The sequence below is a fragment of the Burkholderia sp. AU28863 genome (assembly GCF_002223195.1).
GTDB lineage: Bacteria > Pseudomonadota > Gammaproteobacteria > Burkholderiales > Burkholderiaceae > Burkholderia > Burkholderia sola.
Genome location: NZ_NKFE01000003.1, coordinates 901,555 through 927,341, shown reverse-complemented (window position 1 = coordinate 927,341; position 25,787 = coordinate 901,555). Strand labels below are relative to the sequence as shown.

At 71.4% G+C, this 25,787-nt stretch carries 21 protein-coding genes and 1 pseudogene; 9 read left to right on the top strand and 13 right to left on the bottom strand.

Going from position 1 to position 25,787, the window contains the following annotated elements; translation table 11 throughout:
• The first annotated feature begins 194 nt into the window (after positions 1–194).
• From CFB81_RS06690 to CFB81_RS06675, 4 genes are read left to right on the top strand one after another with little or no spacing between them, the layout of a single operon-like run.
• Positions 195–455: a XapX domain-containing protein gene (locus tag CFB81_RS06690; RefSeq protein WP_089434887.1), complete on the top strand. Its 261-nt coding sequence runs from the start codon at positions 195–197 to the stop codon at positions 453–455.
• A gap of 25 nt (positions 456–480) precedes the next feature.
• Positions 481–2,061 carry a sodium:proton antiporter gene (locus tag CFB81_RS06685; protein WP_089434886.1) on the top strand — a complete coding sequence of 527 codons (1,581 nt, stop codon included), beginning with the start codon at positions 481–483 and terminating at the stop codon, positions 2,059–2,061.
• A 49-nt stretch (positions 2,062–2,110) separates the two neighbouring features.
• On the top strand, positions 2,111–2,503 hold the full coding sequence (locus tag CFB81_RS06680; protein WP_069617191.1) for an OsmC family protein: 393 nt from the start codon (positions 2,111–2,113) through the stop codon (positions 2,501–2,503).
• Positions 2,504–2,540: 37 nt separating this feature from the next.
• Positions 2,541–3,425: a pirin family protein gene (locus tag CFB81_RS06675; RefSeq protein WP_089434885.1), complete on the top strand. Its 885-nt coding sequence runs from the start codon at positions 2,541–2,543 to the stop codon at positions 3,423–3,425.
• A 55-nt stretch (positions 3,426–3,480) separates the two neighbouring features.
• Here CFB81_RS06675 and CFB81_RS06670 read toward each other — a convergent pair whose 3' ends face one another.
• The 9 genes from CFB81_RS06670 to bcsB are packed head-to-tail and all read right to left on the bottom strand — an operon-like array spanning position 3,481 to position 18,228.
• On the bottom strand, positions 3,481–3,678 hold the full coding sequence (locus CFB81_RS06670; RefSeq protein WP_069617189.1) for a hypothetical protein: 198 nt from the start codon (positions 3,676–3,678) through the stop codon (positions 3,481–3,483).
• Positions 3,660–5,216, bottom strand: a complete 1,557-nt coding sequence (gene bcsG / locus CFB81_RS06665; RefSeq protein ID WP_089434884.1) for a cellulose biosynthesis protein BcsG — start codon at positions 5,214–5,216, stop codon at positions 3,660–3,662. Before bcsG ends, CFB81_RS06670 begins: the two co-directional genes overlap by 19 nt.
• Before the next feature lie 27 nt (positions 5,217–5,243).
• Positions 5,244–7,781, bottom strand: a complete 2,538-nt coding sequence (gene bcsA, locus CFB81_RS06660; protein ID WP_089435338.1) for a UDP-forming cellulose synthase catalytic subunit — start codon at positions 7,779–7,781, stop codon at positions 5,244–5,246.
• The gene (bcsQ, locus tag CFB81_RS06655) at positions 7,778–8,557 is read right to left on the bottom strand and encodes a cellulose biosynthesis protein BcsQ (protein ID WP_089434883.1); all 780 of its coding nucleotides are present in this window, start codon (positions 8,555–8,557) and stop codon (positions 7,778–7,780) included. Before bcsQ ends, bcsA begins: the two co-directional genes overlap by 4 nt.
• A complete protein-coding gene (locus CFB81_RS06650) occupies positions 8,554–8,808 on the bottom strand; it encodes a hypothetical protein (protein ID WP_069617186.1) in 255 nt (84 codons plus the stop codon). Before CFB81_RS06650 ends, bcsQ begins: the two co-directional genes overlap by 4 nt.
• On the bottom strand, positions 8,805–10,775 hold the full coding sequence (gene bcsE, locus CFB81_RS06645) for a cellulose biosynthesis protein BcsE (RefSeq protein ID WP_089434882.1): 1,971 nt from the start codon (positions 10,773–10,775) through the stop codon (positions 8,805–8,807). Before bcsE ends, CFB81_RS06650 begins: the two co-directional genes overlap by 4 nt.
• Before the next feature lie 8 nt (positions 10,776–10,783).
• Positions 10,784–14,677 (bottom strand): cellulose synthase subunit BcsC-related outer membrane protein, encoded by a 3,894-nt coding sequence (locus CFB81_RS06640; RefSeq protein ID WP_089434881.1) that lies wholly within the window; start codon positions 14,675–14,677, stop codon positions 10,784–10,786.
• A complete protein-coding gene (gene bcsZ / locus CFB81_RS06635; protein ID WP_089434880.1) occupies positions 14,662–15,891 on the bottom strand; it encodes a cellulose synthase complex periplasmic endoglucanase BcsZ in 1,230 nt (409 codons plus the stop codon). Before bcsZ ends, CFB81_RS06640 begins: the two co-directional genes overlap by 16 nt.
• 3 nt (positions 15,892–15,894) lie before the next feature.
• Positions 15,895–18,228 (bottom strand): cellulose biosynthesis cyclic di-GMP-binding regulatory protein BcsB, encoded by a 2,334-nt coding sequence (gene bcsB / locus CFB81_RS06630; RefSeq protein WP_089434879.1) that lies wholly within the window; start codon positions 18,226–18,228, stop codon positions 15,895–15,897.
• A gap of 294 nt (positions 18,229–18,522) precedes the next feature.
• On the opposite strand from bcsB, the gene CFB81_RS36470 reads away from it, so the two are divergent.
• The 3 genes and pseudogenes from CFB81_RS36470 to CFB81_RS36465 all read left to right on the top strand — a co-directional run bounded on the left by CFB81_RS36470 (position 18,523) and on the right by CFB81_RS36465 (position 19,425).
• Positions 18,523–18,819, top strand: coding sequence for a hypothetical protein (locus CFB81_RS36470; RefSeq protein WP_256975993.1), 297 nt, complete (start codon positions 18,523–18,525; stop codon positions 18,817–18,819).
• 41 nt (positions 18,820–18,860) lie between these two features.
• Positions 18,861–19,085 (top strand): annotated as a pseudogene (locus tag CFB81_RS36855) (hypothetical protein); the annotation flags it as partial.
• A 178-nt stretch (positions 19,086–19,263) separates the two neighbouring features.
• Positions 19,264–19,425 carry a diguanylate cyclase domain-containing protein gene (locus CFB81_RS36465; protein ID WP_256976064.1) on the top strand — a complete coding sequence of 54 codons (162 nt, stop codon included), beginning with the start codon at positions 19,264–19,266 and terminating at the stop codon, positions 19,423–19,425.
• Here the strand turns inward: CFB81_RS36465 and CFB81_RS06620 are convergent.
• The 4 genes from CFB81_RS06620 to CFB81_RS06605 are packed head-to-tail and all read right to left on the bottom strand — an operon-like array spanning position 19,422 to position 23,714.
• Complete coding sequence (locus CFB81_RS06620) at positions 19,422–19,874, bottom strand: hypothetical protein (protein ID WP_089434878.1); 453 nt, start codon at positions 19,872–19,874, stop codon at positions 19,422–19,424. The two genes, CFB81_RS36465 and CFB81_RS06620, sit on opposite strands and share 4 nt — an antisense overlap.
• Positions 19,874–21,283, bottom strand: coding sequence for a phosphatase PAP2/dual specificity phosphatase family protein (locus CFB81_RS06615; protein ID WP_089434877.1), 1,410 nt, complete (start codon positions 21,281–21,283; stop codon positions 19,874–19,876). Before CFB81_RS06615 ends, CFB81_RS06620 begins: the two co-directional genes overlap by 1 nt.
• The gene (locus CFB81_RS06610) at positions 21,280–23,049 is read right to left on the bottom strand and encodes a bifunctional alpha/beta hydrolase/class I SAM-dependent methyltransferase (protein ID WP_089434876.1); all 1,770 of its coding nucleotides are present in this window, start codon (positions 23,047–23,049) and stop codon (positions 21,280–21,282) included. The genes CFB81_RS06615 and CFB81_RS06610 overlap by 4 nt, the downstream gene beginning before the upstream one ends.
• 59 nt (positions 23,050–23,108) lie before the next feature.
• A complete protein-coding gene (locus CFB81_RS06605) occupies positions 23,109–23,714 on the bottom strand; it encodes a CDP-alcohol phosphatidyltransferase family protein (RefSeq protein WP_069617178.1) in 606 nt (201 codons plus the stop codon).
• Positions 23,715–24,184: 470 nt separating this feature from the next.
• On the opposite strand from CFB81_RS06605, the gene CFB81_RS06595 reads away from it, so the two are divergent.
• Positions 24,185–24,817: a lysophospholipid acyltransferase family protein gene (locus CFB81_RS06595; protein ID WP_089435337.1), complete on the top strand. Its 633-nt coding sequence runs from the start codon at positions 24,185–24,187 to the stop codon at positions 24,815–24,817.
• Between the two features lie 39 nt (positions 24,818–24,856).
• Entirely contained in the window at positions 24,857–25,786 is a 930-nt protein-coding gene (locus CFB81_RS06590; RefSeq protein ID WP_006481850.1) for a phosphatidate cytidylyltransferase, read from the top strand.
• Position 25,787: the final 1 nt, after the last annotated feature.

The following is a 25,787-nucleotide window of genomic DNA, read 5'->3' as shown; positions in this document are numbered from 1 at the left end:
CGTCATCATCCGGGCTGAAACATTTAAGCCGCAAACGCGCGGCGCGAACACCCAAGGAATGGAATCGATCCGATTCCCGAATGGACGTCCGTTCGGGACTGCCCGCCCTTTTTTTCTTCACGTAAACCCGATACGCTTTCAGGACTTTGACGGTGCCGTTCCGGTGCCGCTCGGCCATCACGAGGCGCACCACCATGAAACCGTATGTCCTGTCGCTGCTCGCCGGCACCCTCGCCGGCGTCATCTACGGCGCGATCGGCGTGAACTCGCCCGCGCCGCCGGTCATCGCGCTCGTCGGCCTGCTCGGCATGCTGGCGGGCGAACAGATCCTGCCCGTCGCGCGGCGCATGCTGTCCGGCCATCGGCTGAACACCGCATGGCGCGATGCGAAGTGCAGCCAGCACATGTTCGGCGCGTTGCCGGGCGGCGCCGCGAACGACCGCAAGCCTTCTTGATCCACTCCATCGCCGCCCGCCGCGCATGACCAACGTCGAGCTGTTCCATTACCTGTTGCTGTTGATCTGCGGCGCGGGCGCGCTCACCTGGCTCGCCGAGCGAATCTCGATTCCGCCGGCCGTCGTGCTGCTGCTCGGCGGCTGCGTGGTCGCCGTCGCCGGCAAGCGCGTGCCCGACATGGACCCGGCACTGTTGCTCGCGGCCGTGCTGCCTCCGCTCCTGATGTCGAGCGGGTTCTACACCGCGTGGAAGGAATTCCGGCAGGAGCTCGCATCGATCGCGTCGCTCGCGCTCGGGGCCGTGGCGTTCACGACCGTCGCGGTCGCGCTCGCGGTGCATGCGGCGAATCCCGCGCTGCCGTGGGCCGCATGCTTCACGCTCGGTGCGATCGTGTCGCCGCCCGACGCGGTCGCCGCGAAGGCGATCCTCCAGCGCCACCCGCTGCCCGCGCGGCTCGTCGCGGTGCTGGAAGGCGAAAGCCTCGTCAACGATGCGTCGGGCCTGCTGCTGTACCAGATGGCCGTGTCGGCCGCGTTCGCCGTATCGATCACGGCGGCGAGCGCGACCGGCCTGTTCTTCTCGCTCACGCTGATCGGCATCGCGGTCGGCCTCGCATGCGGCCATGCGATGTGCTGGGTACTGCAACGCCTGCGCGAGCCGATGCTCGGCATCGTCGTGACGTTCGCGATGGCATGGGGCAGCTACGGGATCGCGGAAGCCGTGCACGGCTCCGGCGTGCTGTCGGTCGTCACCTGCGGCCTCGTGCTCGGCGTGCGCCAGCATCGCGTGTTCGGCGCCGACATGCGGATCAAGGCGAAGGCGACGTGGGAAGCGATCGTGTTCGTGCTCGACGCGCTCGTGTTCATCCTGATCGGCCTCGCGCTGCACGCGATCCTCGCGGGCGTGAACCACGAAGGCGCGGTGCTGACGGCCGGCCTGCGGGTCGCGCTGCCGGCGACGGCCGCCGCGATCGGCGCGCGCATCGTGTGGGTGTTCGTCGCGATGTGGCTGCCGGGCCGCCTGCGTGCACGGCGCGCGGGCCACGCGGCGTGGTCGTGGCGCGAAGCCGTCGTGCTCGGCTGGTCGGGCATGCGCGGCGTCGTGAGCCTCGCGGCCGCGATCGCGCTGCCGGCCAACTTTCCGGGCCGCGACCTGATCCTGTTCAGCACGTTCCTGCTGATCATCGCGACGCTCGTCGTGCAGGGCGGCACGCTCGCGCCGCTGATCCGTGCACTGAAACTGCGTCCGGCCGCGCGCCGCACGATGTCCGAACACGCGGTGCGCGCGCACACGTTCGGCGCGGCGCTTGCCGAGCTCGACGCGCGCGAGCAGCGCGGCGCCGGCCTCGAACGCGCATCGCTCGACCGGCTGCTGACCGAATACCGCAGCCGCGTCGCGTTCAACGAACGCGCGCACCGCGACGGTGCGGAGCCCGCGGACGTGCGCGCGCGGATGCTGCGCGTGGAGCTCGAGCTGGTCGGCGTGTCGCGCGACGCGCTGCTCGGCCTGCATCGCGAGGGCCGGGTCGACGACGCGGTGCTGCACCGCATAGAATCCGAACTGGATTTCGAGGAGCTGCGGCTGCAGCGCCTGCTCGAACCTTGACGTCCGGCCTGCCCGGCAGGCCCGTCCCCTTTCCCCACCTGGAATTTCAATGAGCGAACTCACCGTCGAAGCGAGCATCGGCCCGGTCGATTACCTCGTCCACTTCACCGACGGCGTCCACCAGTGGCGCGCCGACGAACCCGCGTCGCTCGGCGGCGGCGATACGGCGCCGACGCCCGTCGCGCTGCTGCTGTCGAGTCTCGGCGCGTGTACCGCGATCACGCTGAAGATGTATGCGCAACGCAAAGGCTGGCCACTCGACGAAGTGCACGTGAAGCTCGCGCACGAATCGGGCAGCGCGGGGAGCACGATCGTGCGCCGCATCACGCTCGACGGCGACCTGACCGGCGAGCAGCGCGAACGCCTGCTGCAGATCGCGAACGCGTGCCCGGTGCACAAGATCCTCACGCATCCGATCGCGATCGACACGGCGATCGCCTGAGCGCCTTCCGTCACCGCCCCGCCACGAGATTCCCGCCATGTCCGCTTCGATCAAGACCCTGCTCACGCCGCGCGAAAGCGATATCGGCAACCTCGTCGTGCGCCGCGTGCTGCCCGCACGCGCCGCGCGCCTCGTCGGCCCGTTCATTTTCTTCGACGAGATGGGCCCGGCCGTGTTGCCGGCCGGCCGCGGCATCGACGTGCTGCCGCATCCGCACATCGGGCTCGCGACCGTCACCTACCTGTTCGACGGCTCGCTGATGCATCACGACAGCCTCGGCTTCCGGCAGAAGATCGTGCCGGGCGACGTGAACTGGATGACGGCCGGCCGCGGCATCGTGCATTCGGAGCGCTCGCCCGACGAGGATCGACCGCGCGAGCAGCCCGTGCACGGCATCCAGACCTGGGTCGCGCTGCCGGTCGAGCATGAAGACACCGCGCCCGCGTTCGTTCACCATGCGGCCGACACGCTGCCGTCGTTCACGCGCGACGGCGTGACGGTGCGCGTGATCGCGGGCACCGCGTTCGGGCGCGCGTCGCCGGTCGCCGTGTTCTCGCCGACGCTCTATGCGTATGCGGCATTCGCGCCGGGCGGGCAGCTCGCGCTCGATGCGGAGCACGACGAACGCGGCGTGTATCTCGTCGACGGCGACCTGAGCATCGACGGCACGCCGCTCGCCCCGGCGACGATGGCCATGCTCGAACCGGGCGCCACCGTCGCGCTGGCGAGTACGAACGGCGCACGCGTGATGCTGCTCGGCGGCGCGCACCTGCCGGGCGAGCGTTTCATCGAATGGAATTTCGTGTCGAGCGAGCGCGCGAAGATCGATGCGGCGCGCGCCGCGTGGGCCGATCAGACGTTCGGCAAGGTGCCGGGCGAAGAAGACGAATGGACCCGCCAGCCGGAACGCAAGACGCAATAGGCGGGTTCGCCCGACGAAGCCACGACGGCCGGCGATCATGCCGGCCGTCGTACGTTTACCGCTTCAATCCCATCAGCTTCGCGAGCGTCGGCCAGCGATCGAGCGACGCGTCGAACGCGCGGCGCGCCTGCTCGTCGACATAGCGCTCGGGATCGAGCGCGGGCAGATGCCGCGCGAGGCCGATCACGTCGTTCGGTTGCGACAGGCGATCGTCGTCGCCTTCGCCGGAAATCGTTACTGTTCGTCGATCCATACGCCGTCCGGAGTTTTCACCGCGTAACCCGCGGCGGTCTGCATCGTCACCGTGCCCTCGTTCTCGCCGATCATCCGCGTGCGCGGCAAATCGGTCGCGTATTGCGCGAGCGTCGCGCCCGGCTTGAACGGACTGTTCGACACGAGATTCGACAGCAACTGCGCGAGCGCGAGGAAGCTGGTCGGCTGCTCGATCACGGTCGTCGCGCCGTGGTTGCCGGCGAAGCCGACGAGCCGCACGCCGACCGGCCCGTGCACGATGCGCGGCGTCGGAATTTCGCGCAGCCCCGCGACCTGGTTCTTGTCGCCGCGCAACGCGGCGCCGTGCTCGGGCACGAACACGATCACCGCGCGGCGGCCCGATTGCGCGATCAGGTCGGCGAGACGGTCGAAGTCGGTCATCAGCTTCGTCGCGCGCTGCGGATACGAGTCGATGCTCGTCAGCGCGCTGCCGACGACGCGGTTGCCGTCGTGCAGGCTGATCGTGTTGTAGTACAGCGCGACGGGCCCCGGCACCGCCGCACGCTGCGCGTACCAGTTCGCGAGCGTCGAGTAGTCGTCCTTGATCGCCGAGCCGTCGAACGCATGCATCGCGACCGGCGCGGCCGCGTTCGAGATCATCGGCGCATCGGCCACGCCGATGTTGTCGTGGATCACCTGCAGGAAGTTGTCGAAATGGCCGTCGTGGTTCAGCAGCGACTGCACCGTGTAGCCGGCACCCGCCAGTTGCGAGAACAGATGGCACTGCTGCGGCGCGCTCTTGTACAGGTCCGCATGCGCTTCCTGCCCGCAGCTCGCGCGCAGCACGCGGATCGCCGCCGGGCCGCTGTAGCTCGCGGCCGTGCTGAAGTTCGTGAACAGGTAGTCGAAGTGGCTCAGCATCGGATGGTTGCGCACCTTCGCCGCATCGAGGTCGTCCCACGACAGCGAGCAGATGTGCAGCACGATCACGTCGAACTGCGCTGCCGGATCGCTGCCGAGATGGCCGAACGCGACCTGCCGCTGCGACTCCTGCGCACGGAACGTCGCGAGCGCCGCGTTGTGGTCCTCGGGCTGATCGACGCGCGTGGCGCCCGCCGCGTTCGCCTGCGGCTGCGCCGGTGCGGCGACGCGCGCCATCAGGCCGCTGCCGGCCTGCCACAGCGGCATCACGACCAGCACGGCGACCACGAACGTCGCGACGCGCAGCCAGCGATTGACGATGAAATAGACGATCAGCACGCCGACGATCGTCAGCGCCAGCACGGGCGGCAACAGGCGCGGCAGCAGCTCCATCCAGTAGTCGAGGCGGAACGTGCTGACTTCGCGCGCGGCCTCCGCGAGACGGGTGAGCGGCGGCGCATGCAGTTCGCGCGCGAGCAGCGGCACCGCGATCGCGATCGCCACGACCTGCCGGACGATGCGCCACGCGCGCGACCGGATCGGCGCGCTCGCCACGAGCGCCACCGCGAACGCGAGGTTCGCGAGCCAGAACGGCTGCAGGCGCCCGGTCGCGAACAGCGCGAACTTCAGGATGAAATACAGATTCCAGAACGTCATCTAACCCACTCCATGATGCGCGCCGCGTCAGTCGCGCGCGCGATCGAGTTTCGGCGCAAGCATGGCCTGCACGCCGCGCGCCGCACCCTTCCACATTCGTACATAGCCGTCCAGCCCGATCCGCAGCACTTCCTTGAGCCCGCCGAGCGGCGTGTCGGGCCGGGCGCTTTCGTGCCAGTCGAGCCACGCATCCGCGCGGCCGAACGTGCATTGCACGAGCTGGCGTTCCTGCTCGAGCGTCAGTTCCTCGAAGCTCACGCCGACATGGGTCGGCGTCGCACGGGTCACGCGCACCGGGAACGGAAACGCGCGGTCGCCGCGCGTCACGCACACCGTCAACGTGTCGCCGACGGCGAGCGGCAGCCCCGGCACAGCTTCGAGCCCGAGGCCGCCGGTCGAATAGTCGCTCGTGAAGCACGCGGCGGTCGAGCCGTCGGCGAGCAGCAGCATCGCCGGCACGCGCATCGCGATCCGGTGCGTGACGCGCACCTGCTTGGTCTCGCGCGCGACGGCCAGCGCCGCACCGAGCATCGCGAGGTTGTAGACGGTCCAGCCGAGCGTGATCAGGATCGTCGACGCCTCGTCGCCCTGGTCGGCCACGAGCCGCCACAGGCCGGCGACGATCGCGAGCACGTTCAGCGCGAACAGCACGAGATACGGCTTCGACGTCGACCAGTCGACATAGCCTTCGTCGATCTTGCCGCCCTTGTCGGTCACGTTGAACTTGCCGTGCTTCGGGCTGAAGAACGCGACCGTGGTCGGCAACGCGATGTACCACGCGAGCACCGATTCGTAGACCTCGGCCCAGAACGAATGACGGTAGCGTCCCTGCATCCGCGAGTTCGCGACGTTCGCGAGCACGAGGTACGGGATCACGTAGCTCGCGAGCGCGAACGACGACGCGTTGATGAAGTACAGGTGGAAGAACAGATACGCGAGCGGGATCGTCAGGAACACCAGCCGCGGAATCCCGTAGAAGAAATGCAGCATCGCGTTGCCGTAGCAGATCCGCTGGATGAACCCGAGCCCGCGCCCGAGGAACGGGTTGTCGATGCGGAAGATCTGCGCCATCCCGCGCGCCCAGCGCGTGCGCTGCTTCACGTGGCCGGCGAGGCTTTCGGTCGCGAGGCCGGCCGCCTGCACGGTCGGCAGGTACGCCGACGTATAGCCGCGCCGATGCAGCTTGAGCGCCGTGTGCGCGTCCTCGGTCACCGTCTCGACCGCGACGCCGCCGACCTCCTCCAGCGCGCTGCGCTTGAGCACCGCGCACGATCCGCAGAAGAACGTCGCGTTCCACAGGTCGTTGCCCGACTGCACGAGGCCGTAGAACAGGTTGCCCTCGTTCGGGACCTCGCGGAACGTGCCGAGATTGCGCTCGAACGGATCGGGCGAGAAGAAATGGTGCGGCGTCTGCACGAGCGCGCATTTCGGGTCGCGCAGGAACACGCCCATCGTCGTCTGCAGGAACGAGCGCGTCGGCACGTGATCGCAGTCGAAGATCGCGATGTAGTCGCCGTGCGTCTTCGGCAGCGCGCGGTTGATGTTGCCGGCCTTCGCGTGAAGGTTGTCGTCGCGCGTCAGGTAGTCGATGCCGGCCTCGGCCGCGAAGGCCGCGAACTCGGGGCGCCGGCCGTCGTCGAGCAGGTACACGCGCAGCTTCGCGCTCGGCCAGTCGATGCTCTGCGCGGCGAACACGGTCGGCTTCACGACCGACAGCGGCTCGTTGTAGGTCGGGATATAGACGTCGACGGTCGGCCAGGTGTCCGGATCGTCGGGCAGCGGCACGATCGGCCGGTCGAGCGGCCACGCGGTCTGCACGAAGCCGAGCAGCAGGATCATCCACGTGTAGGCTTCGGCGCCGTACAGCAGGTAGCCGGCGACGGCTTCGACCGGGCTGCGGAAGTCGAGCGTCTGGGTCGTGCGCCACCACACGTAGCGCAGCGTGGCCAGCAGCGCGAGCGACGCGAGCGCGAGGGTCGGCAGATGGCCCGGCAGGCGGCGCAGCGCGAGCGCGAGCACCGCGACGATCGCGAAGAACGCGAACTGCGCGCCGGGCATCAGCGGCGACATTCCGGCCGCGGCCCACAGCACCGCGCCGGCGACGAGCAGCAGCGGCGCGAGCCAGCGACGCCGGCCGACGCCGTTCGCGCGCGCATCGAGCCAGCCGCCCCAGCGCGCCCACGGCAGACGCTCGAGCATCGCGTTGACGCGCCGGCCGACCGCACGCGCGGCCACGTAGACAGGCACGACGAACGTGTCGAACCACGCGAGCGGATCGCGCGCGGGCCGGCCGCCGGCCGCACGCGGCGCGCGCACGATCGCGCGCCACAGCCATTCGCGCACGCTGAGCGGCTGCAGCACGCCCCAGTCGTGCGCGAGCCGCAGGAACGCGACGCGCACCCAGCGGCGCACATGATCGGGCCGGCCGGGCGGCGGCGCGTGGAAGAACAGCCGCACGAACCAGTCCACCCGCGTGCGTTGCGCCGGCAGCCCGATGCCGCGCGCGCACCAGTCTGCCGCGCGCCGGCCGAACGCGCGCAGTCGCGACGCGAGCGCGGCCTTCATCGCGCGGCTCCCGCGCGGCCGGCGACGGCCGCCGCCAGCCACGTGTCGACCCAGTTCGCGACGCCGTTCAGGTCGTGCGACGCCTGCGAATACGGCGCATCGTCGAAGATCCAGCTGCCGCGCGCGAGCGCTTCGGGCATCGCCGCGTCGACGTGGATGCGCTGATCGAGCATCGACGCCGGCCCCGCGACCGCGCGCAGCATCGCCAGCGCGTCGCGCTGCATGTCGCGCGCCGGGTTCAGCCGGTTCACGACGATCCGCAGTTCGCCGCGGCCGGCCCGCAGCGCGCCGAGCCGCGCGGCCGTCGTCGCGCAGGCGACCGGCTCCGGCGGCACGACGACGAGTGTCAGGTCCGCGCGGCGAATCGCCTGCTCGGCCTGCGGCGACGGATAGCGCGCTGTGTCGACCAGCACGACGCCGTCGGCCGGCAGCGCGATCTCGTCGAGCGCGCGCGACAGCCAGGCCGGATCGGCGACGAGCCGCGCATCGCACGCGGCGGCGCCGGCCGCATCGACCTGCCCGTACGGCACGAACAGCACGCCGTCGGCGTTGCGCCACGTATGCGCGTGCCACGGTTCGGCGCCGCCCAGCAGGCTGTGCGCGAGACCGTGTTCGGCCACCGTATCGAGGCCGAGCGTCGCGCCCATCAGGTTCTGTGCATCGAATTCGACGGCAACGACCGGCCGGCCGCGGCGCGCGAGCAGCACCGCGAGCGCGGCGGCCAGCGTCGTGCGGCCCGCGCCGCCTGCCGTCGACGTGAGGGCGATCGTCTTCATCGTGCCGCCTTGCTGTCGCGGTTATCGCGGTTATCGCGGTTATCGCGCTTGTCGCCTTCTTCGCCGCCGGCACCCGGCAACAGGCGGCCACGCAGCGCGACCGGCACGAGTTCGCACGGCACCGCGTCACGCCGGTCGATGCCGCGCGGCGCGTGGAAGCCGCGGCCGATACCGAGGTGCTGCGCGACGATCCACACCGGCACCGCAATCACGATACCGACGATGAAGCCGATGACGAGTTCGCCGATCATGCGTTCTCCTGCTTGCGCAGCGGCATCGCGCTGCGGACGGCGCCGCGCGCACGCGCGGCGGGAATGACGGGCTCCGGTGCAGACGCGTCGACGGCATCGGCGGCGGCGGAATCGGACGCCCGCGGTGTGCCGATCGCGTCGAGCGTGACGACGGTATCGATCGCCTCGATCGCATCGCTCACCTCGCTCGCGTCGGGCAGCGCCGCGCCGGCGTCGACTTCGACGTGCGCGGGCGCGGGCGCGGCGTGCGCCGGCTGCGTCGCCGCGAACAGGTCGCTGTAGTCGGCGATCGGCGCGCGCCGGTTCTCGGCCTTCAGCGCATCGAGTTCGGTGTCGATGCTGCCCTGGCCGAGGCATACGACGCGATCGGACAGCGTATCGACCGGCACGTCGAAGATCCGCGCGAGCGCATCGTCGGCGTCGACCGGCTCGCACGCGAACAGGAACACGAACAGGTGCCCCGCATCGGCCGTCACGACGTCGCCCGCGCGGCGCGGCCGGCAGTGCCGCAGCGCGTCGACGTGCGACACGCCCGGCAACAGCGTGAGCTTCGCGAGCGTGTGCGGCAGCGCAAGCACCGCGCCGCGGTCGAGCACCGCGCGAATCCGCAGGCAGAACGCACCGACCGGCAGATAGCCGAGCACCGAATCGCCGAGCGCGGCCGCGAGCGCCGCACGATAGTCGGCCGCGACGGGCCGCGCGTAGAGCTGGCCGTGCAACGCGTGCACGGCCGCCTGCATCCGCGAGACGGGCAGGTCGCGCGCGACGACCCGGTTCGCGCCGACGCTCAGCACGAGCACCTCGAACTGCTGGCGCAGCACCTCGCCACGCTCGACGACCGCGATCTTCAGCGCGCCGCCGCACTGCCGGCGCAGTGCGTGCACGTCCGCGCACAGCGCTTCGAGCTGCGCGTGCGAGCGGAACACGAGCACCGCGGTCGCGGCCTGCGCGGTCGCGCACGCGGCGACGACGGCCGCGTTGTCGTCGACGATCTCCCAGCCGTCCGGCACGCGGCTCACGCCGTCGAGCACCGCGCGGCTGACCACCACGCGATCCTCGTCGCTCGCCAGCTTCATCCGGCGGGCCGGTTCGATCGCGCCGCCATCGACGCTCGCCGACAGCCGGCCGCCCGGCGCAAAGCGCAGCGGCCGCACCTCGCCGGCCGCGAGCGTGTCGCCCGCGCGCCAGAAATCGACCACCCACAGCAGCTCGCCGTGGGTGCGCTGCAACTGCGCGACGCCCGAGCAGATCCCGTGGAAGCCGCTGCGCGGCGTACGATCCGCGTCGCGCACGAGCGGCGCATCGTCGGTGCGCGCGTCGTCGCCCGCCCGGGTCGCTTCGGGGTCGAGCAGCAGCACGAGCGCGATCCGGCGCGTGCGGCACCAGTCGGCCAGCGCGTGCGCTTCATCCGCGAGCGCGACCGGATCGTCCCAGCTGAACCAACGCTGCGCACCTTCGACGAAATACAGCGAACGGGCATGCAGCCCGTAGCGCTTCATCGCGCGCAACCCGCCGGTCAGCCGCGCGAACGGGCCCGGCGCCGCGCCGCGCGGCGCAGCGGCGGTCACGCCGGCGTCGGCCGGCTCGGCCGCCGGCGGCATCGCCAGCACGTTCAGGTTGCGCGGCCAGCCGGCCGGTTGCGCGCCGCCCGCGAAGCCGAGCGATTCCATGTGCGCGGCGACGCGCACCGGATCGCGCGCGAGCACGATCGTGACGTCGCGCGTGCGCGCCTGGCGCGCGCTTTCCCACACGAGCGCGTCGCATCCCGGCGTGCCGCCGGCCGCGTAGATCGCGTAAAGACCGCCGGCCTCCAGTTGCGTCCACGTATCGGGCAGGCCATCGATCGCGAGCCGGCTCAATGCGCCGGCGCGGCCGCGCGCCGATCCCGCGCGCAGCAGCGCGCGCAGGTGGTCGACCAGGCCGGTGGCGCCGGGCGCGTGGCGGGTGGCATCGAATTCCGTATTCACGCGTTCCCCTAGTAATCCGAATAAAGCCGCACGGGCGTCGGCGTCACGAGCCAGTTGCGCGGCGCGCGCGCATCGAACGCATAGCGCAGGTACACGAGCGCCGAGCTCGGCGCATAGTCGTGCGACCGGTCGATATGCAACTGCGCGCCGACGCTCAGGTGCGGGTTCACGCGATACTCGACGATGCCGTTCACGCCGTACGAGAACGACACGCCGCGCGTCGAACTGCCCGCGTACACGAACCCGGCCGCGACCTGCGCGGCGCGCTGGCCGGTGAGCGTCGGGTAATACAGCGAATCCTTCTCGTAGCTGTTCGAGATCCCGCCGGTGACGGTCAGGTCCCACGACAGCGCATCGTGCCGCCCCGCCCATTCGATCGGCACGCCGAGCGACAGATAGCGCTGCGGGCTGTAGTAACCGCCCTGCCCGTACGTGTAGTAGCGCAGGTTCTGCGCGTAGTGCCACGCATTGCCGACGAGCCCGGTGCTGACCTTCATCATCGCGCGCTCGTACACGGGCACCGTAAAACCGGTGCGTAGCGTGACTTCCGCATTGCGCTCGACGTTGCGGCCGGACAGCACGCCCGCGCCGAGTTCCGCGAACAGGTTCGTGCGGCCGACGTCGACCGACGCGCGCAGGTTCACGCCGTCGCGGCGCACGCCGCCCCACACCGCGCCGGTCCACGGGTCGCGCATCCCCGCGTACGACAGCACGCTGCTCGTTTCGGGCCGCCGCGACGCATTCACCGAGAAACTCGCGGGGCCCGCGTCGAAGCGGTAGCGCACGCCGCCGACGAGGTAATGCACGGGGAAGCCGAGCGGCGACGTGCCGAGATCGAAGCGCCACGCATCGGACAGGTAACCGGCGCCGAGCGCGACGCCCGTGGTCGACTGGTGCAGCGAGCCCGGCGGATTCGCGAGCAGCGCGGCGGCCGGCGGATTCGGCTGCGCCCTGAACGCCGCGTACGTGCCGAACGTCTTCAGCGAATACGCGTTCAGGTCGCTGGTATCGAGCGTGCCCGGATCGAGGTGTACGGTGTCGATCTGCGCGAACACGTGCCCGTCGTAGCGGACCGGCATCTGCATATAGATCGGCACCTGCTGTGCGCGATACGACGAGATGCCTTCGTCGCCCGACTTGTACGCGGGTATCCAGCCGGTCTCGATCTCGGGATTGCGCCGCTGCGCGAGCTCCGCGAACGCGGCCTGCGCGGGCGTGAGCCCGTCGCGACCGGGGCTCACGCCCGTCGCGCGTTCCTGCGACTGCGACAGCCGGTACAGCGACGCCGCGTCGTCATAGCGGCCCTGCGCCTCGGCCACGCGCCCGGCCGCGACCGTCACGTCGGCGCGCGCCGGATACGCGGCCTGCAGCCGGTCCGTCACCTGCGCGGCTTCGTCCGGGCGGCGCAGCGCGTTCAGGCGGCGCACGGCCGACAGTTGCGTGTCGACGTCGTCGTCCGGCGTGCGCGCCAGCACGGCCTGCACGCGCTCGCGTGCGGCGGCACGGTTGCCGCTGTCCTCGTCGATCCGGGCAAGCGCGAGCTGCGTATCGGCATCGTCCGGCGTACGCGCGACGACCGGCGCGAGCGCGTCGCGCGCCGCGTCGTAATGCCCCTGCGCGCGTTCGAGATCGGCGAGTTCGAGCGCATAACGCTTGTCCGCGCGGCCGGCCGGGCTCGCGCGATCGAGCAGCGTGCGCGCCCGTGCATAGTCCTGTCGTGCGATCGCGTCGTCGGTCTGCCGCAGCACGAGCCGCAGCGACTGGTCCTCCAGTCGCGCCGTCTGCGCGGGCGTCAGCGACGGATCGCGGCGCAGCGTGTCGAGCCACGCGGCGAGCGCCTCGTCGCGCCCCGCGCTGCCGAGCAGGTCGCCGTAGCGCAACCGCACGTCCGCGTCGGCTTCGCGCGGATGCGCGGCGATCCAGTCGCGCAGCGGCGCGAGGCCGCGCTCGGGGTCGCCCGCGTCGATCCACTGCGCGCCGATCGCCGCGAGCATGTCGGGATCGTCCGGCGCGCTCGCCTGCGCGTGCGCGAGCGTGGCCGCGAAGGCCGCGCGGTCCCCGCGTGCATGCGCGCCGCGCGCGTCGGCCAGCGCGCGTTCGGCATCGAGCTTGCGCGCGAGCGCCCGCATCCCGTCCGACCGGTGCGCGTCGTCGACCGGCGCCAGCGCGGCCTGCGCGCCCGCGACGTCGTCGATCGAGTTGCGATACAGCGCGCTCGCGTAGCGCATCTCGGGCGTGTCGCTCCGCGCGAGCCCGTCGTCCATCACCGTGCGGCCGAGCTGCGGCAGCCCCATGTCGCGATAGAGACGCGCGAGCGCGAAGCGCGTCCATGGCGCGTCGGGCGCCGCGCGCACGGCCGCCTCGTAGCGCTGCGCGGCCGGGCCGCGCGCGCCCTTGTCGGCCAGCGCCCGCGCTTCGTTCGCGAGCACGTCGCCGCGCAGGCCGTCGAGCGTGCGGCGGTCGTCGGCGCCCGTCACGCGCCCTTGCAGCGCGTCGAGCAGCGGGCCGATCCGGTCCGCGCGGCCGGTGTTTTCATACAGCGTGGCCGTGTCGCGCACGGCCGACAGGCTCGGCGAACGCGCGGCCAGCAAGCCGCGCAGCAACGGCTCGGCCCGCGCCCAGTCGCGCTGCGCGAGCAGCGCATCGGCGAGCTGCAGCTTCGCGTCGGGGTTGTCCGGCTGCATCGCGAGCGCCGCACGCGCGGCGCGCTCGGCATCCTGCGCGCGCCCGGCGCTGGCCGCTTCGCGGCCCTGGGCGAGCAGCCCCCAGAACTGCGCGGTACGCGCGAGGCCTTGCCATTTGCCGCGCTGGTCGGTCGCACGCGTCGCGGCCCGCGCGAACAGCGCGCGCGCTTCGTCGTGCCGCCCTTCGCGCAGACGCAGCAGGCCGAGGCCGCCCAGCGCATCGGCGTCGTCCGAGCGCGCCCGCGCGGCACGCGCGAGCAGCGGATCGGCGGCGGCCAGGTCGCCGCGCGCGAGCGCCTGCAACCCGCGCTGCTGCGCGATGTAGTCGGGATCGCGTTCGAGCCGGCGCTGCGCGTCGCGCTGCCGGTCGAGGCCGGCAGCGCGATCGCGGAATTCGGTATCTTCCGGCGCGAGCGCGAGGTACGCGTGCAGCGCATCGAGATACGCGGGGTCGCTGCCGGCCGACTGCAGCACGCGCCGCCACAGCGCCATCGCTTCCGTATGGTCCGCGTCGGCGCGCTTCGCGAGCGACGACGCGATCCGGTTCGCTTCCGCGCGCGTGTCGTCGCGCTGATTCAACAGCCGCGCGAGCGCGACCGACGCGCTCGTGTCCCGCGGATCGGCGGCGACCGCGCGGCGCAGCGCGGCGATCGCCGGCTCGCGCCCGCCCGGCGCATTCGACACGATCTGGTAATACTCGGCGCCCAGCGCGCCCGACGGCGCGCCGTTCGGAAACAGCGCGACGATCCGCCGGGCCGCCTCGTCGGCGCGGCCGCTGCGCGCGAGCAGCCGGATCTGCGCCATCTCGCCGCGCCCGCTCGTCGCGACGCGGTATTCGTCGGCCACCCGCCGCGTGGCAGGCGCATTCGGCGACTGCGCCTGCAGCCGCGCCAGCGACGCCTGCGCGCCTTTCGCATCGCCGAGCCGCAGCAGCACGCGCACCTGTTCGGCCAGCAGGTCGGGATCGCCCGGCGCGATCAGCAGACCCTTGCGCAACGCATCGCTTGCGAGGTCGTCGCGATGCTTGATGCCCCACATCCGCGCGGTGTCGAGCTCGCGCCGCGCATCGGCGGCAGCCGAGGTCGCCGGTGTCGCGGGGTTCGCGGGGGGCGCGATCGCCGTGCCCGTGGCAGCGCCCGGCGCCGCCGCGCATACCGACGACGCGAGCCACGCGAATCCCGCGACGTGCGGCGCGGCGCGCTTCAGCGGGCGGCGCACGAACGGCCTCCCCAGCGGGTGTCGAGCGTGCCGTCCGCCCCGAACCGGTAGCGGCCGTCCCGCCAGCCGAGGCCGAACAGCGTCAGCACGCTCGTGTAATAGCCGGGCGCCGACTGGCGCGCGAGCGTATCGACGCGAGCCGCCTGTGCATCCGCGAGCGCGTGCTGGCCGCGCGCGTCGAGGAACGGCACGGCGGCCGCGGAGAAGCCGCCGTTGCCGTCGTTGGGCCCCGCGACGCCCGTCGTCGTATCGACCTTCTCGGGCGGCGCGCCATGCGCGGCGATATGGTCGGCGAACGGCGCGAAGCGCGCGAGCAGCGGCGCGGCGAGCGGATCGGCGCGGTCGAGCGTGCCGGCCCACAGGTACACGCGGATCGCGTTGTACGCGCTCTCCGCGTGCGTGTCCGGATCGGGCCCGAAGCCCTTGCCCGCGCGATACAGCGCCCAGTCGGGCGAGAAGCCCTTCGGCGCGGTGTCGAGCAGCACGCGAGCGGTGCTGGATGCCAGCGCGGCCCAGCGCCGGTCGTCGGGCAGCCGCGCGCCGAGCGCGCGAATCACCTGCGGCGGCGAATAGCTCGGATTCACGCGCCATTGGCCGTTCGCGAGCTTGAAGCCGGTCGGCCCCGGCAGCAGCGTGAGACCGAGGCCCGGCACGGTCGCCGTCTCGTCGTCGAGCACGCGCTTCGCGAGCAGCGCGCCGCGCGCCGTATAGCTGCGCTCGTGCCACAGCCGCCCGGCCTCGACGAGCACATACGCGATCCACAGGTCGGCGTCCGACGCCGCGTTCGCGTCGAGCACGCGCCATGCGCCGTCGGGCGCGCGGCCCCACAGCCACGCCGGCAGGTGCGCGCTCAGGTCGCCCTGCGCGAGGTTGTTCTCGGTCCATGCGAGGATCGTGTCGAACATGCGCCGGTCGTTCGCGACCAGCGCGAAGAAAAGTCCATACGCCTGCCCCTCCGATACCGTGCGCGAATCGGCCGAGCCGACGTCGATCACGCGGCCGTCGGCCGAGATGAAATCGCGCTTGAACGCGTCCCAGCGCGGCCACGCCGCGCCGCATCCCGCGCCCGCCGCATCGGCCGCACCGGCCGCCGCGGCGTGCGCGCGCGTGGTCATGCCGACCGCCGCGCACGTCATCGCAACCGCCAGCGCGAGCGTCGCGCCGACACGCCGCGCCGGCTGCGTTGCCCGTCGCTTCGTCATTGCCCGCGCCATCCGTTACATCCCCCGTCGACGCGCGGCGATTCGCTGCAGCACGCTGAACACGCCGAGCGCGAGCAGCAGCCCCGCGACGACGCCGACCGCGCCGAGCACGACCGGATGCCGCGCCGCCTCGGTCCACACGCGCGCATACCACGGCACGAAGCCGACCACGTAAGGCTCGCCGACCCGCAGGCTGTCGACCTGCCCCGGCCGTACCAGCGCGAGGTCGCCCTGCAGTTGCGACACGAGCCCGGCGTTCTCGAACACGTCGAGCAGATCGCCGAGGCGCGGCTGGCCGGTCGCCGTCAGCGCGACGACGCTGCGGCCGCGGCTGCCCGGCAGCTCGAAACCGGCGAGCGCCGCGAGCGGGCCCGCCTGTTCGATGTGCGCGCCGCCGTCGGCGACGCCCACGCCGTTGCGCCAGCGCTCCTTCACCGTGAACGCGACGCGCGTCGCGCCCGCGCCGCCGGCCCCGCCCTGCTCGCCGATCGCGAGCGGCAGCGCCGTGCGCCACTGCGCGAGCAGCGGCGATGCGGGCGAGCCGTCGATCACGAGCAGGTCCTTGTGCCCCGACAGCGCGGCGACGTCGCCGGGCCGCGCGACCTGCACGCGCAGCGCCGGGAAGCCGGTCCATTCGCCCATGTGGCCGAGCATCGTCAGATAGGCCTCGAGTTCCTGCGGCGACGGCCGGTCGGGCAGTACGACGGCCGTCTGCGACAGGTCGGCGAAGCGCGTGAACGGGAAGCCGCTGTTCGCGAAAAACGCGAGATTCGGCAATTGCGCGTAATGGACGAAGTGCGAGAAGTCGATCGTCGAATCGGGATCGATCGCCGCGCGCTGCGGCTCGGTGGCCGTGCTCGAACACAGGCCCGTCTTCTGCGAATCGAGCGTGAAGCGGAACTGCAGCTGGTTGCCGCTGCCGACGCGGAACGCGGGAATGTCGACGTCGCTCGTCACACGCCCTTCCGGCACCGACAGCAGCGGCAGCTGCATGCGGCCGTGCGCGTCCTCCGCCTGGGCCGGCCCGAGCCGGTACGACTTCACGAGCTGGTCGTTGATCTCGACCGCGAGCGTCGAATTGTCCTGCACGGTCGGCGCCGTGTAGCGGTAGCGCAGCGTGATCGGCACGCCCGCGCCGTTCCACGAATGCAGATCGGCCGGCACGCGCAGGTTCAGCCGGATCGCGTCGGGCGTCGTGCCGCGCACTTCCAACTGGCGCGGGTCGTTCACGAGTTCGCGGAACGCGATCGGCCGGTTCACCGGCAGCCAGCGCGGCGCGTCGTACGGCTTGCGCGGCGCGCCGAGATCGACGTGCGCAACCGTCGCCGCCGGCCCCGACAGCGCCGCGCGGCCGAGCACGAGCGTCGCGACCGCGTCGTCGACCTCGGCCGCCGTACGGCCCGTGACGACCAGCAGCTTGCGGCCCGGCGCGGCCGGGTTGTCGGCGACCGCGAGCAGCGGGCCGTTCACGGGCGGCAGCGCGAGACCGGCCGGCAGCGTCGCGGCCGTGCCGACCACGACGGCCTGGTCGTCGGCCGGCAGCGTGGTCGCTACCGGGAAGCGCGCATGCCGATAGTCGGCCAGCGCGCCGAACCACGACGCGAGCACGCCCGCGCTGCGCAGCGTCGCCGAATCGGGCGCGGCAGGCAGCACGAACGGCAACCGCACGCGGCCATTGTCGCGGCGGTCGAAGAACGGCGCGGGCAACAGCGCGAGATCGTTCGGCAGGCGCACCGGCGATTCGTCGAGGATCAGCTCGCTCGTCGGGCTCACGTCGGCCCACAGCGCCGAGTTCGTCGGATCCTCGCAATGGTCGAGCGTGTAATGCGCGATCAGGCGCAGGCCGATCTGGTTGAAATCGGAAAAGTAACGCGGATCGATCGGGATTTCTTGCGTGACCGTACGGCCCGCGCGCGCGGCGTCGAACGGGACGGTCGCGACCACCTCGCCGTTCACCGACACCTTCAGGTGCGACAGCGGAAAGATCAGCGACGGCGAATACGCGTAGGTCAGGCGCAAGCGCGCGCCCGTGATCACGCGGTCGAGCCGCACGCCGGCGTTGATCGTGCGGGCGTCGTCGGCGCCGCGCAGACGCAGCGGATCGAACGCCCCGAGTGATGCGAACGGCACATGAACGGTCGTCGCCGGCAGGCCGGCGGCCGGCGCGCTGGCCGCCGGCGCTGCCGCGGGCACCGCGGCCGACGCCGCATCGGGCGCCGCCGCGTGAGCGGCCCCGGCCGTCGAGGCGGCGGCCGGCACGGCCGGCATCGGTGCGGCCGACAGCGCGGCCGTATGGAAAGCGCCGGTCATCGCGGCCGTCAGGACGAACAGCGACACGGCGGGCTTCATGCGCGGCCTCGCGTCGTCACGATCGTCCGGTGATCCTGCGCGTCGCAACCGGCGCGCGCAAAGCAGCTATGCCCGTGAGTGCACATCCCCTCTGCTTCCCCTCATATCTGGCTTGATTGCATTTATCGGTACGACGCGGCGGATGCTTGAATAACCGGTTCGTCGCGCTGAGGGACGCCTGGCATCGGCGCCCATCATTCGTCACACTATCTCAAAAATAGAACAAAACTTACCGTGATTCGCGACTGAGAAGCGAAAAAATCTCAATTCGGTCGGAAATGCTGCGCAGGAAGAGTGAATGGCAAGAATTGCGCCGTTGCCAGCCGGACGGCTGGAACGGCATACCGCCGGCGCGATACGGCTGGCCGGGCATCGGCCACGTTCCGTTGCGGACCGGCCGGAATGCGCTGCCGCAAGCGGCGCGTATGCTACCGCAAGTACGCGCCGCGCGACGTACTTTCTTCATGGAAAACCGACCTGGATCAAATCGTCGACTCCGCCACCCCGTCCGCCGATACGCTGCTGCGCAGCAGCGCGGCTCAGGCCGAAATCGCGAAACTCGGCCTCGACCTCGGCAGGGTGATGGCCTAGCAGGTGCCGCAGCTCACCGGCGCGAGCGCCGCCGCGGTCGAATTCGCCGAAGGCGACGACATGGTGTACCGCGCCGCGTCGGGCATGGCCGCCGGGATGTTCGCGCTACGGTTGCGGCTCGGGCAGCCTGTCGGGGCCTGTGTGTGCAGCAAGGCGAGTTGCTGCACTGCAGCGATTCGGAAACCGGCCCGCGCGTCGATCGCGATGCGTGCCGCCGGGTCGGCCTGCGCTCGATGCTCGTGATGCCGCTCACGCATGTCGGCACGACGATCGGCGTGCTGAAGGTGATGTCGCCGGCCGATTCGGGCACGCTGCGGCTGATGGCCGACCTGATCGCCGCCGCGATGTTCCACGCGGCCCGCAACGAAGCGAACGAACGCTACCTGCGCGCGACGCACGACGCGCTCACGGGCCGGCGAGCCGTTCGAATTCGACGGGCATGCGCTGCGGCTCGGCGTCAGGGTCGGCATCGCGATGCTGCCGGACGACGGTACCGACGTGAATGCGCTGATCGAGCATGCGGACCAGGCGATGTACGAGGCCCAGCGCACGCGGACGCAACGGACGGCCCGCGCGTCACGCGTGACGCGTCGCATGCGTCGCTAGCCGATCGGCGACACCGCGATCGCGATACCGACGACGAGCCACTGCACGACCGCGACGAGCACGGCGGCCCGGCACAGCCCGACCGCGCCGCGCACGCGCGCGTCGAGCGTGCGCCCGGCCTTCGTCGCATCGATCCAGCCCAGATCGGCGAGCGCGCGGTCGAGCGCCGCGAGCCCGTCGTCGACCGACCCGTCGCCGTCCACCGCCCGCGCCAGCGCGGCAAACAGCCGCCGATCGATCTCGATGCGCACCGCGTACCACAGCGCCGCGATCCCCGATCCGGTGCTGACGACGGCCAGCAGCACGCGGGCGAGCGTCGCCGACGGCCAGCCCGCCGCGATCCATCCGCCCGCGCCGGCCGCGGCCAGCGCGACCGCGATCGCCCACACGCCCGCATCGAGCACGCCGCGCGCGGCGGCAATCCTGAACGGGCCGGACCGATCGCGCATCACACCGGCTCCGCGTCGCGACGGCGATCGATCCACTGCTGCAGCACGGCCACGCCGTCATCCGACCACACCGCGTGCGGCCGGACCGCGCGCACCGCAGCCAGCGCGTCGCGCGCATCCGTCAGCCCGCGCCGCGCGGCCAGCCAAGCGGCCGCGCACAGCACGCTGCGCCCGTAGCCGAGCGCGCAGCAGACCAGCACGTCACGCCCGTCGTCGTGCAGCCGCCCGAGCGCCGCGACGGCCTGCGCGAGCTGCGCCGCCGTCGGCGCGACGAGGTCGAGCTGCGGCACGCACGCATATGCGAGCGAGGCATCGGCCGCCGCCCAGCGCGGCATCTCGGCGGTCAGGTCGATCAGTGCGGTGAAGCCGTGGCGCCGGATCTCGCGCGTCGTCGGCGTCCGGCCGATCGACACGCGCTCGTCGATCCGCACCGGCGCCGGGTGCCGGAACGTCCACAGCCGTGAATTGACGAACGCGCCGGCGATCGTCGGCGCAAGCAGCCAGCCGATGGAAACCGGAAACCGCCCCTCCGCATCCTTCTGGAACGCGCCGGGCGCGCCGCGCCGGTATGCCCATGCGACGCAGGCGAGCGCCAGCGCGACCCACCCTGCCGCCAGCGCCCACCCCGGCGCACGCGGCACGCACGCCAGCGCCGCGAGCGCGACCAGCGCGGCGCCGAACGCATAGCGGCGCGCGAGCGCGCGACCGGCCGCGGACGGCGACGCCTCGGCGCCGGCCAAGCGGCCCGCCGCATCGCGCAGCGGAAACAGGAACAGCGCGAGACAGCCGACGGCCGCCCCGGTCGGCACGTCGATCGCGTGATGCTGGTAAGTCGTCAGCACCGACACGCCGATCGCCGCGAACCACAGATGCAGCACGACGCGCGCGAACGTGCCGCGCACGTGCTTCGCATAGACGGCCCACAGCACGACGAGCAACCCGATATGCAGCGACGGCGCCTGGTTGAACGGCTTGTCGAAACCCATCAGCAGCGTGAACAGCGCACCGGCCACGCCGCCCGCGTCGGGCCGCTCGAAGCCGAAGCGCAGCGGCCACGCGACGAAACACGCGACCGACACCAGTTGCACGGTCAACAGCCGCTTCACGTGATCGAGCAGATCGTCGCGGCGCGTCCAGAAGAAGAACGACAGCGCATACAGCAGGTCGATCGACCAGTACGGCACGATCGTCCACGGCACGAACGGGATCGCATGCTCCCAGCCGAACGCGAACGTCGGCACCGCTTCGCGGCGCGCGGCGAGCCAGTTCGCGAAGCCGTACGTCGAGAAGAACACGGCGCCCATCGCCGCAAGCCAGCACAAGCGCAGCGCGAACGACGCGTCGCGCGCACCGGCCGCCGGCTCGGCCAGCCCGCCGCTCGCGTCCGCGCCGCCGCCGAGCGCGCTCATGACGCGTCGACCCGCTGCGCGAGGCTGACCGTGAAGATGCCCATCTCGTCGATCCGCTGGTCGAGCTTGCGGAAACCCGCCCGCGCGACGAGCTCGTCCATTTCGGCCTGCGAACGGCGGCGCATCACCCAGGTCGACTCGCCGCGGTGGTTGTTCAGCGCACGCGCGATGAATTCGAGCTGCGGATGCCACGGCTGCCCCGTATAGACGAGATAGCCGCCCGGTGGCACGGCCTGCGCGAGCCCGCGCAGCGAGCGCTCGATCAGCGCGTTCTCGCCGAACAACTCGTACAGGCCCGACACGATCGCCAGCGTCGGCCGCGGCTCGAGCGTCGCGAGCGATGCCTCGTCGAACGCATCGCCGCGCTCGAAGCGCGCGATCGGCTCGAGGCCGCGCTGGGCGATCAGCACGCGGCCGGCCTCGACGTTCGGCGGGCTGTAGTCGCGCAACGTAATGTCGTCGGGCGCCGCGCCGTCGCGCTCGGCGGCCGTGGCGATCGCGTCGAGCACGTAGCGCCCGTGGCCGGCCGCGATGTCGACGATCCGCACCGGCGTGCCGTTCCCGCGCAGGCGGCCGATCGCCGTGCCGATCAGTTCCTGCAGATGCACCTTGCGCTGGCGGATGCCGACCCAGCCCGGCGAATCGAGATACGTGCGGTCGATCAGCGCGCCGATGCCGAACCGCCCCTGCGCGCGGTTGCGGTACACGTAGTCGAGCGTCGAGCCCGAATCGAAGCCGAGCCGCAGCCCGAGCGCGATGCCGTCGGACAGCGCGCCGCCGGCTTTCAGGCCGGCGCGCGTGAGCGCCCAGTACGCCCGCGCGAACACGCTGGCCGGCGGCCGGCCGAGCGCCGCGTATTCGTCGTGGAACGCGCCGCGGCGGTCGGCGTCGGCAAGCGACACGCGCGGGCTCGGCGCATCGAACTCGCGCAGCACGAACGCACGCAGCGGCGCGAGCGCCTGCGCGCGGTCGCGCTCGCCGAGCGTGTCGTGATAGAAGCCCGGCAGCACGATGCGCTCTTTGCGCGCCGCGCCGAGCCGTTCGAAGAAGCGGTCCTGCGGGCCGCGATGCACGACCCAGTCGGCGCCCGAGATCAGCAACTGCGTCGGCACGGTGATCGCGGCGGCATCGGCGACGATCCGCTGCGCGGTATCGTGCAGGTCGAGCAGCATGTTGACCGCGATCGGCCGCGTGATCAGCGGATCGGACGCGTAGCTCGCGATCCGCTCCGGGTCGTGCGTGAGGAATTTCGGCTTCACGTAGCTGTTCACGTAGAACAGCCCGCGCAGCTTGTGCATCAGCCGCAGCCCCGGCCGCGCGAACGGCACGTAGAGCTTGATGTGGAATGCCGGCGACGCGACGACGAGCGCGCGGATCGGCGGCGCGTAATCGTGCACCCAGGTCGCCGCGAGCACCGCGCCGACGCTCTGGCCGACGACAGCCAGCTCCTCGATCGCGATGCCATGCGTGTCGCGGATATGCTCGACGAAGGTCTGCAGGTCGCGCACCGACGCGGCCGCGCTCGGACTGTAGCCGCGCGCGCCCGGCGAGCGGCCGTGGCCGCGTGCATCCCACGCAAAAAAGGCGAAATCCGGCAGGTCGAGCTCGTCGACGAGGTGCGCGACGCGCGCCGAATGTTCGTGCCCGCGATGCAGCAGCACGATCGCGCCGCGGCAGCGCGGGCCCGTCGCGGGCCAGTGACGATAGAACAGCGTTGCGCCGTCGTGCGTGATGAAATCGGCCTCACGGGCCGTGCGTGCGTTCATGCGATCTCTCTCGTTTCGTTATTCGAATGGTGTGGCGCCGCCCTCCGGCGCCGGGCCCGTCAGCGGCCCGCTTCGGCGATGCCGGCCCGCACGCGCCGCACCGCCGTCACGATCGACAGCACGATCAGCAGCCGCCACAGCCACGCGGCGACGCCGCCGACCGGGAAGCCGAGGCCGATCCACAGCGCGAACGCGCCGAGGGCCAGCGCGCGGTCGCTCTTGCCGAACGGGCCGTCGTAGCGGCGCGTCGCGCCGACGAGCGGGCCGATCAGCCCCGCGCATTCGACGATCACCGCCGTCAGCGCGAACAGCCAGACGTCCGCCGGAGCGAACGCGGGAATGGCGAGGAACGGCAGCACGAGCGCGACGTCGGACACGATGTCGCCCAGTTCGTTCAGGTACGCGCCGAGCGTGCTCTTCTGCCCGTGCTCGCGCGCGAGCATCCCGTCGATCGCGTTGAGCGCCATCCGCGCGAACAGCCACAGCGGAATCAGCAGGAACAGCGCGCGGGCGAATACGCCGAGCCCGGCGAGCGCGCCGACGACGATCGAGCCGCCGGCCGCGAACAGCGTGACCTGGTTGGCCGTGACGCCGCGTTCGGCGAGCGAATTCGCGAACGGGCGCAGATGGTTCTGGAATTTGGGTTTGAGTGCGTAGAGGCTCATCGTTTCGTATTCGTATTATTCGCGCGGCACGGTCGGATACGTTTCCCGCCGCCATGCCCCGGGCGGCGAAACGGCCGTCGTCGGCCTGGATTGAACGGCCCTCATCGTCGCCGAGCCGCCCCGATGCGTCAAGCATGCGGCCCGGCCCGCCCGCGTGGCGCCAATCTGGCGTTTTTCGGCGAAACTCGCGATAATCCGCTGGCCCGATCGCCGCGAGATTCCATTCGAACTGCAGACGGGCACTCGTGCAACAGCCGATTATCACGCCGCCGACCGGCGCATTCGCCGCGACGCAACCGCGTGCGACGGCGAATCGTCCGATTATCGCGGACCTGCGACAGGCAGCCACGAACTTTGAAAAAATTTAAACAAGAGCCGTTCGGCGCGCATCCTGCCGCGCCGGCATTCCGGGGTTCCGTCCGCCGCGCGTGCGCGGCGGGCCGGGCATGCACGCAGGAGGCCACGCGCCGATGAACATCCTCAACGTCTGGCAGCGTGACTTCCTGCTGTCCATCGTGCGGCTCGTCGCCGGCGCGTATCCGGTCTGGCATCAGGCGCCGCCGTCCCCGACGCAGAAGATCTACTTCTCGAACCACACGAGCCACATCGACACGCTCGCGATCCTCGCCGCGCTGCCGCGCGACGTGCGCGCGGTCGTACGGCCGGTCGCCGCGCGCGACTACTGGGACAGCAGCGACGTGAAGCGCCACATCGCGCAGAAGCTGCTGAACGTCGTGCTGATCGACCGTCACCGCGAATCCGGAGGCGATCCCCTCGACCCCGTGCGCGACGCGCTGCGACAGGGTCACTCGATCATCATCTTCCCGGAAGGCACGCGCGGCGCCGACGTGCTGCCGCAGCCGTTCAAGAGCGGGCTGTTCCATCTCGCGACCGAGTTCCCGGACGTCGCGCTCGCGCCCGTCTACCTCGAGAACCTGCAGCGCATCATGCCGAAGGGCGCGATCTGGCCCGTGCCGCTGATCTGCAAGGTGCATTTCGGCGCGAACGAAGCGCTCGGCGCCGAGGAAGACAAGCCGACGTTCCTCGCCCGCATGCGCGACGCGGTCATCGCGCTCGCGCCGCCGCAGCGGCCGGCCGGCTGAACGCGGCGCGCCCCCTTCTCCCTTTTCCGGATACCAACCATGCGAACCCTCTTCTGGGAACTGGTCGCGGGCGTCACGGGCGTGCTCGTCGTCGCGACCGTGATCGGCGCGATTCTCGGCGCGCGCAGCGGCGGCACCAGCGCGACCATCGTCAACCTGAACCAGCGCATCCGCGCATGGTGGGCGATGATCGCGATCATGGCCGTCGCGATCGGCCTCGGCAACAACGTCACGTACCTGGTGTTCGCGCTGCTGTCGTACCTGACGCTGCGCGAGTTCATCACGCTCACGCCGACCACCGCGAGCGACCATACGACGCTCTTCATCGCGTTCTTCGTCGCGATCCCCGTGCAGTACCTGCTGCTCGGGATCAACTGGTACGGGATGTACTCGATCTTCGTGCCCGTGCACCTGTTCTTCGCGATGTCGCTCGTGTCGGCGCTCACGCAGGACACGCGCGAATTCCTGAGCCGCAACGCGAAGATCAACTGGGCGCTGATGGTGTGCGTGTACGGGCTGAGCCACGCGCCGGCCGTGCTGATCCTCGACATCCCGCGCTACGCGGGGCAGAACGCGCTGCTGCTGTTCTTCTTCCTGTTCGTCGTGCAGATCAGCGACGTGCTGCAGTACGTGGTCGGCAAGCTGTTCGGACGCCGCAAGATCGCGCCGCAGCTGTCGCCGTCGAAGACGATCGAGGGCTTCGTCGGCGGCGGCCTGCTGGCCACGCTGTGCGGCGCGTCGCTGTATCGCGTGACGCCGTTCAGCTTCGGCGCGGCGTTCGGGATCTCGCTCGCGATCGTGATCGCCGGCTTCGTCGGCGGGCTCGTGCTGTCGGCCGTCAAGCGCTCGCTCGGCACGAAGGACTGGGGCTCGATGATCGCCGGCCACGGCGGGATGCTCGATCGCGTCGATTCGATCTGCTTCGCCGCACCGGTGTTCTTCCACCTGGTGCGCTACCTGTACGTGTGAC

What these genes read in the sequence shown, in the direction of transcription:
- CFB81_RS06620 (WP_089434878.1), bottom strand. Translation starts at nt 19,874, where the DNA reads ATGCGCGATCGGTCCGGCCCGTTCAGGATTGCCGCCGCGCGCGGCGTG.
- CFB81_RS06685 (WP_089434886.1), top strand. Translation starts at nt 481, where the DNA reads ATGACCAACGTCGAGCTGTTCCATTACCTGTTGCTGTTGATCTGCGGC.
- CFB81_RS06650 (WP_069617186.1), bottom strand. Translation starts at nt 8,808, where the DNA reads ATGATCGGCGAACTCGTCATCGGCTTCATCGTCGGTATCGTGATTGCG.
- bcsA (WP_089435338.1), bottom strand. Translation starts at nt 7,781, where the DNA reads ATGAAGGCCGCGCTCGCGTCGCGACTGCGCGCGTTCGGCCGGCGCGCG.
- CFB81_RS06615 (WP_089434877.1), bottom strand. Translation starts at nt 21,283, where the DNA reads ATGAGCGCGCTCGGCGGCGGCGCGGACGCGAGCGGCGGGCTGGCCGAG.
- CFB81_RS06670 (WP_069617189.1), bottom strand. Translation starts at nt 3,678, where the DNA reads ATGGATCGACGAACAGTAACGATTTCCGGCGAAGGCGACGACGATCGC.
- CFB81_RS06590 (WP_006481850.1), top strand. Translation starts at nt 24,857, where the DNA reads ATGCGAACCCTCTTCTGGGAACTGGTCGCGGGCGTCACGGGCGTGCTC.
- bcsZ (WP_089434880.1), bottom strand. Translation starts at nt 15,891, where the DNA reads ATGGCGCGGGCAATGACGAAGCGACGGGCAACGCAGCCGGCGCGGCGT.
- bcsB (WP_089434879.1), bottom strand. Translation starts at nt 18,228, where the DNA reads ATGAAGCCCGCCGTGTCGCTGTTCGTCCTGACGGCCGCGATGACCGGC.
- bcsQ (WP_089434883.1), bottom strand. Translation starts at nt 8,557, where the DNA reads ATGAAGACGATCGCCCTCACGTCGACGGCAGGCGGCGCGGGCCGCACG.
- CFB81_RS06675 (WP_089434885.1), top strand. Translation starts at nt 2,541, where the DNA reads ATGTCCGCTTCGATCAAGACCCTGCTCACGCCGCGCGAAAGCGATATC.
- CFB81_RS06610 (WP_089434876.1), bottom strand. Translation starts at nt 23,049, where the DNA reads ATGAACGCACGCACGGCCCGTGAGGCCGATTTCATCACGCACGACGGC.
- CFB81_RS06605 (WP_069617178.1), bottom strand. Translation starts at nt 23,714, where the DNA reads ATGAGCCTCTACGCACTCAAACCCAAATTCCAGAACCATCTGCGCCCG.
- bcsG (WP_089434884.1), bottom strand. Translation starts at nt 5,216, where the DNA reads ATGACGTTCTGGAATCTGTATTTCATCCTGAAGTTCGCGCTGTTCGCG.
- CFB81_RS06595 (WP_089435337.1), top strand. Translation starts at nt 24,185, where the DNA reads ATGAACATCCTCAACGTCTGGCAGCGTGACTTCCTGCTGTCCATCGTG.
- CFB81_RS06690 (WP_089434887.1), top strand. Translation starts at nt 195, where the DNA reads ATGAAACCGTATGTCCTGTCGCTGCTCGCCGGCACCCTCGCCGGCGTC.
- CFB81_RS06680 (WP_069617191.1), top strand. Translation starts at nt 2,111, where the DNA reads ATGAGCGAACTCACCGTCGAAGCGAGCATCGGCCCGGTCGATTACCTC.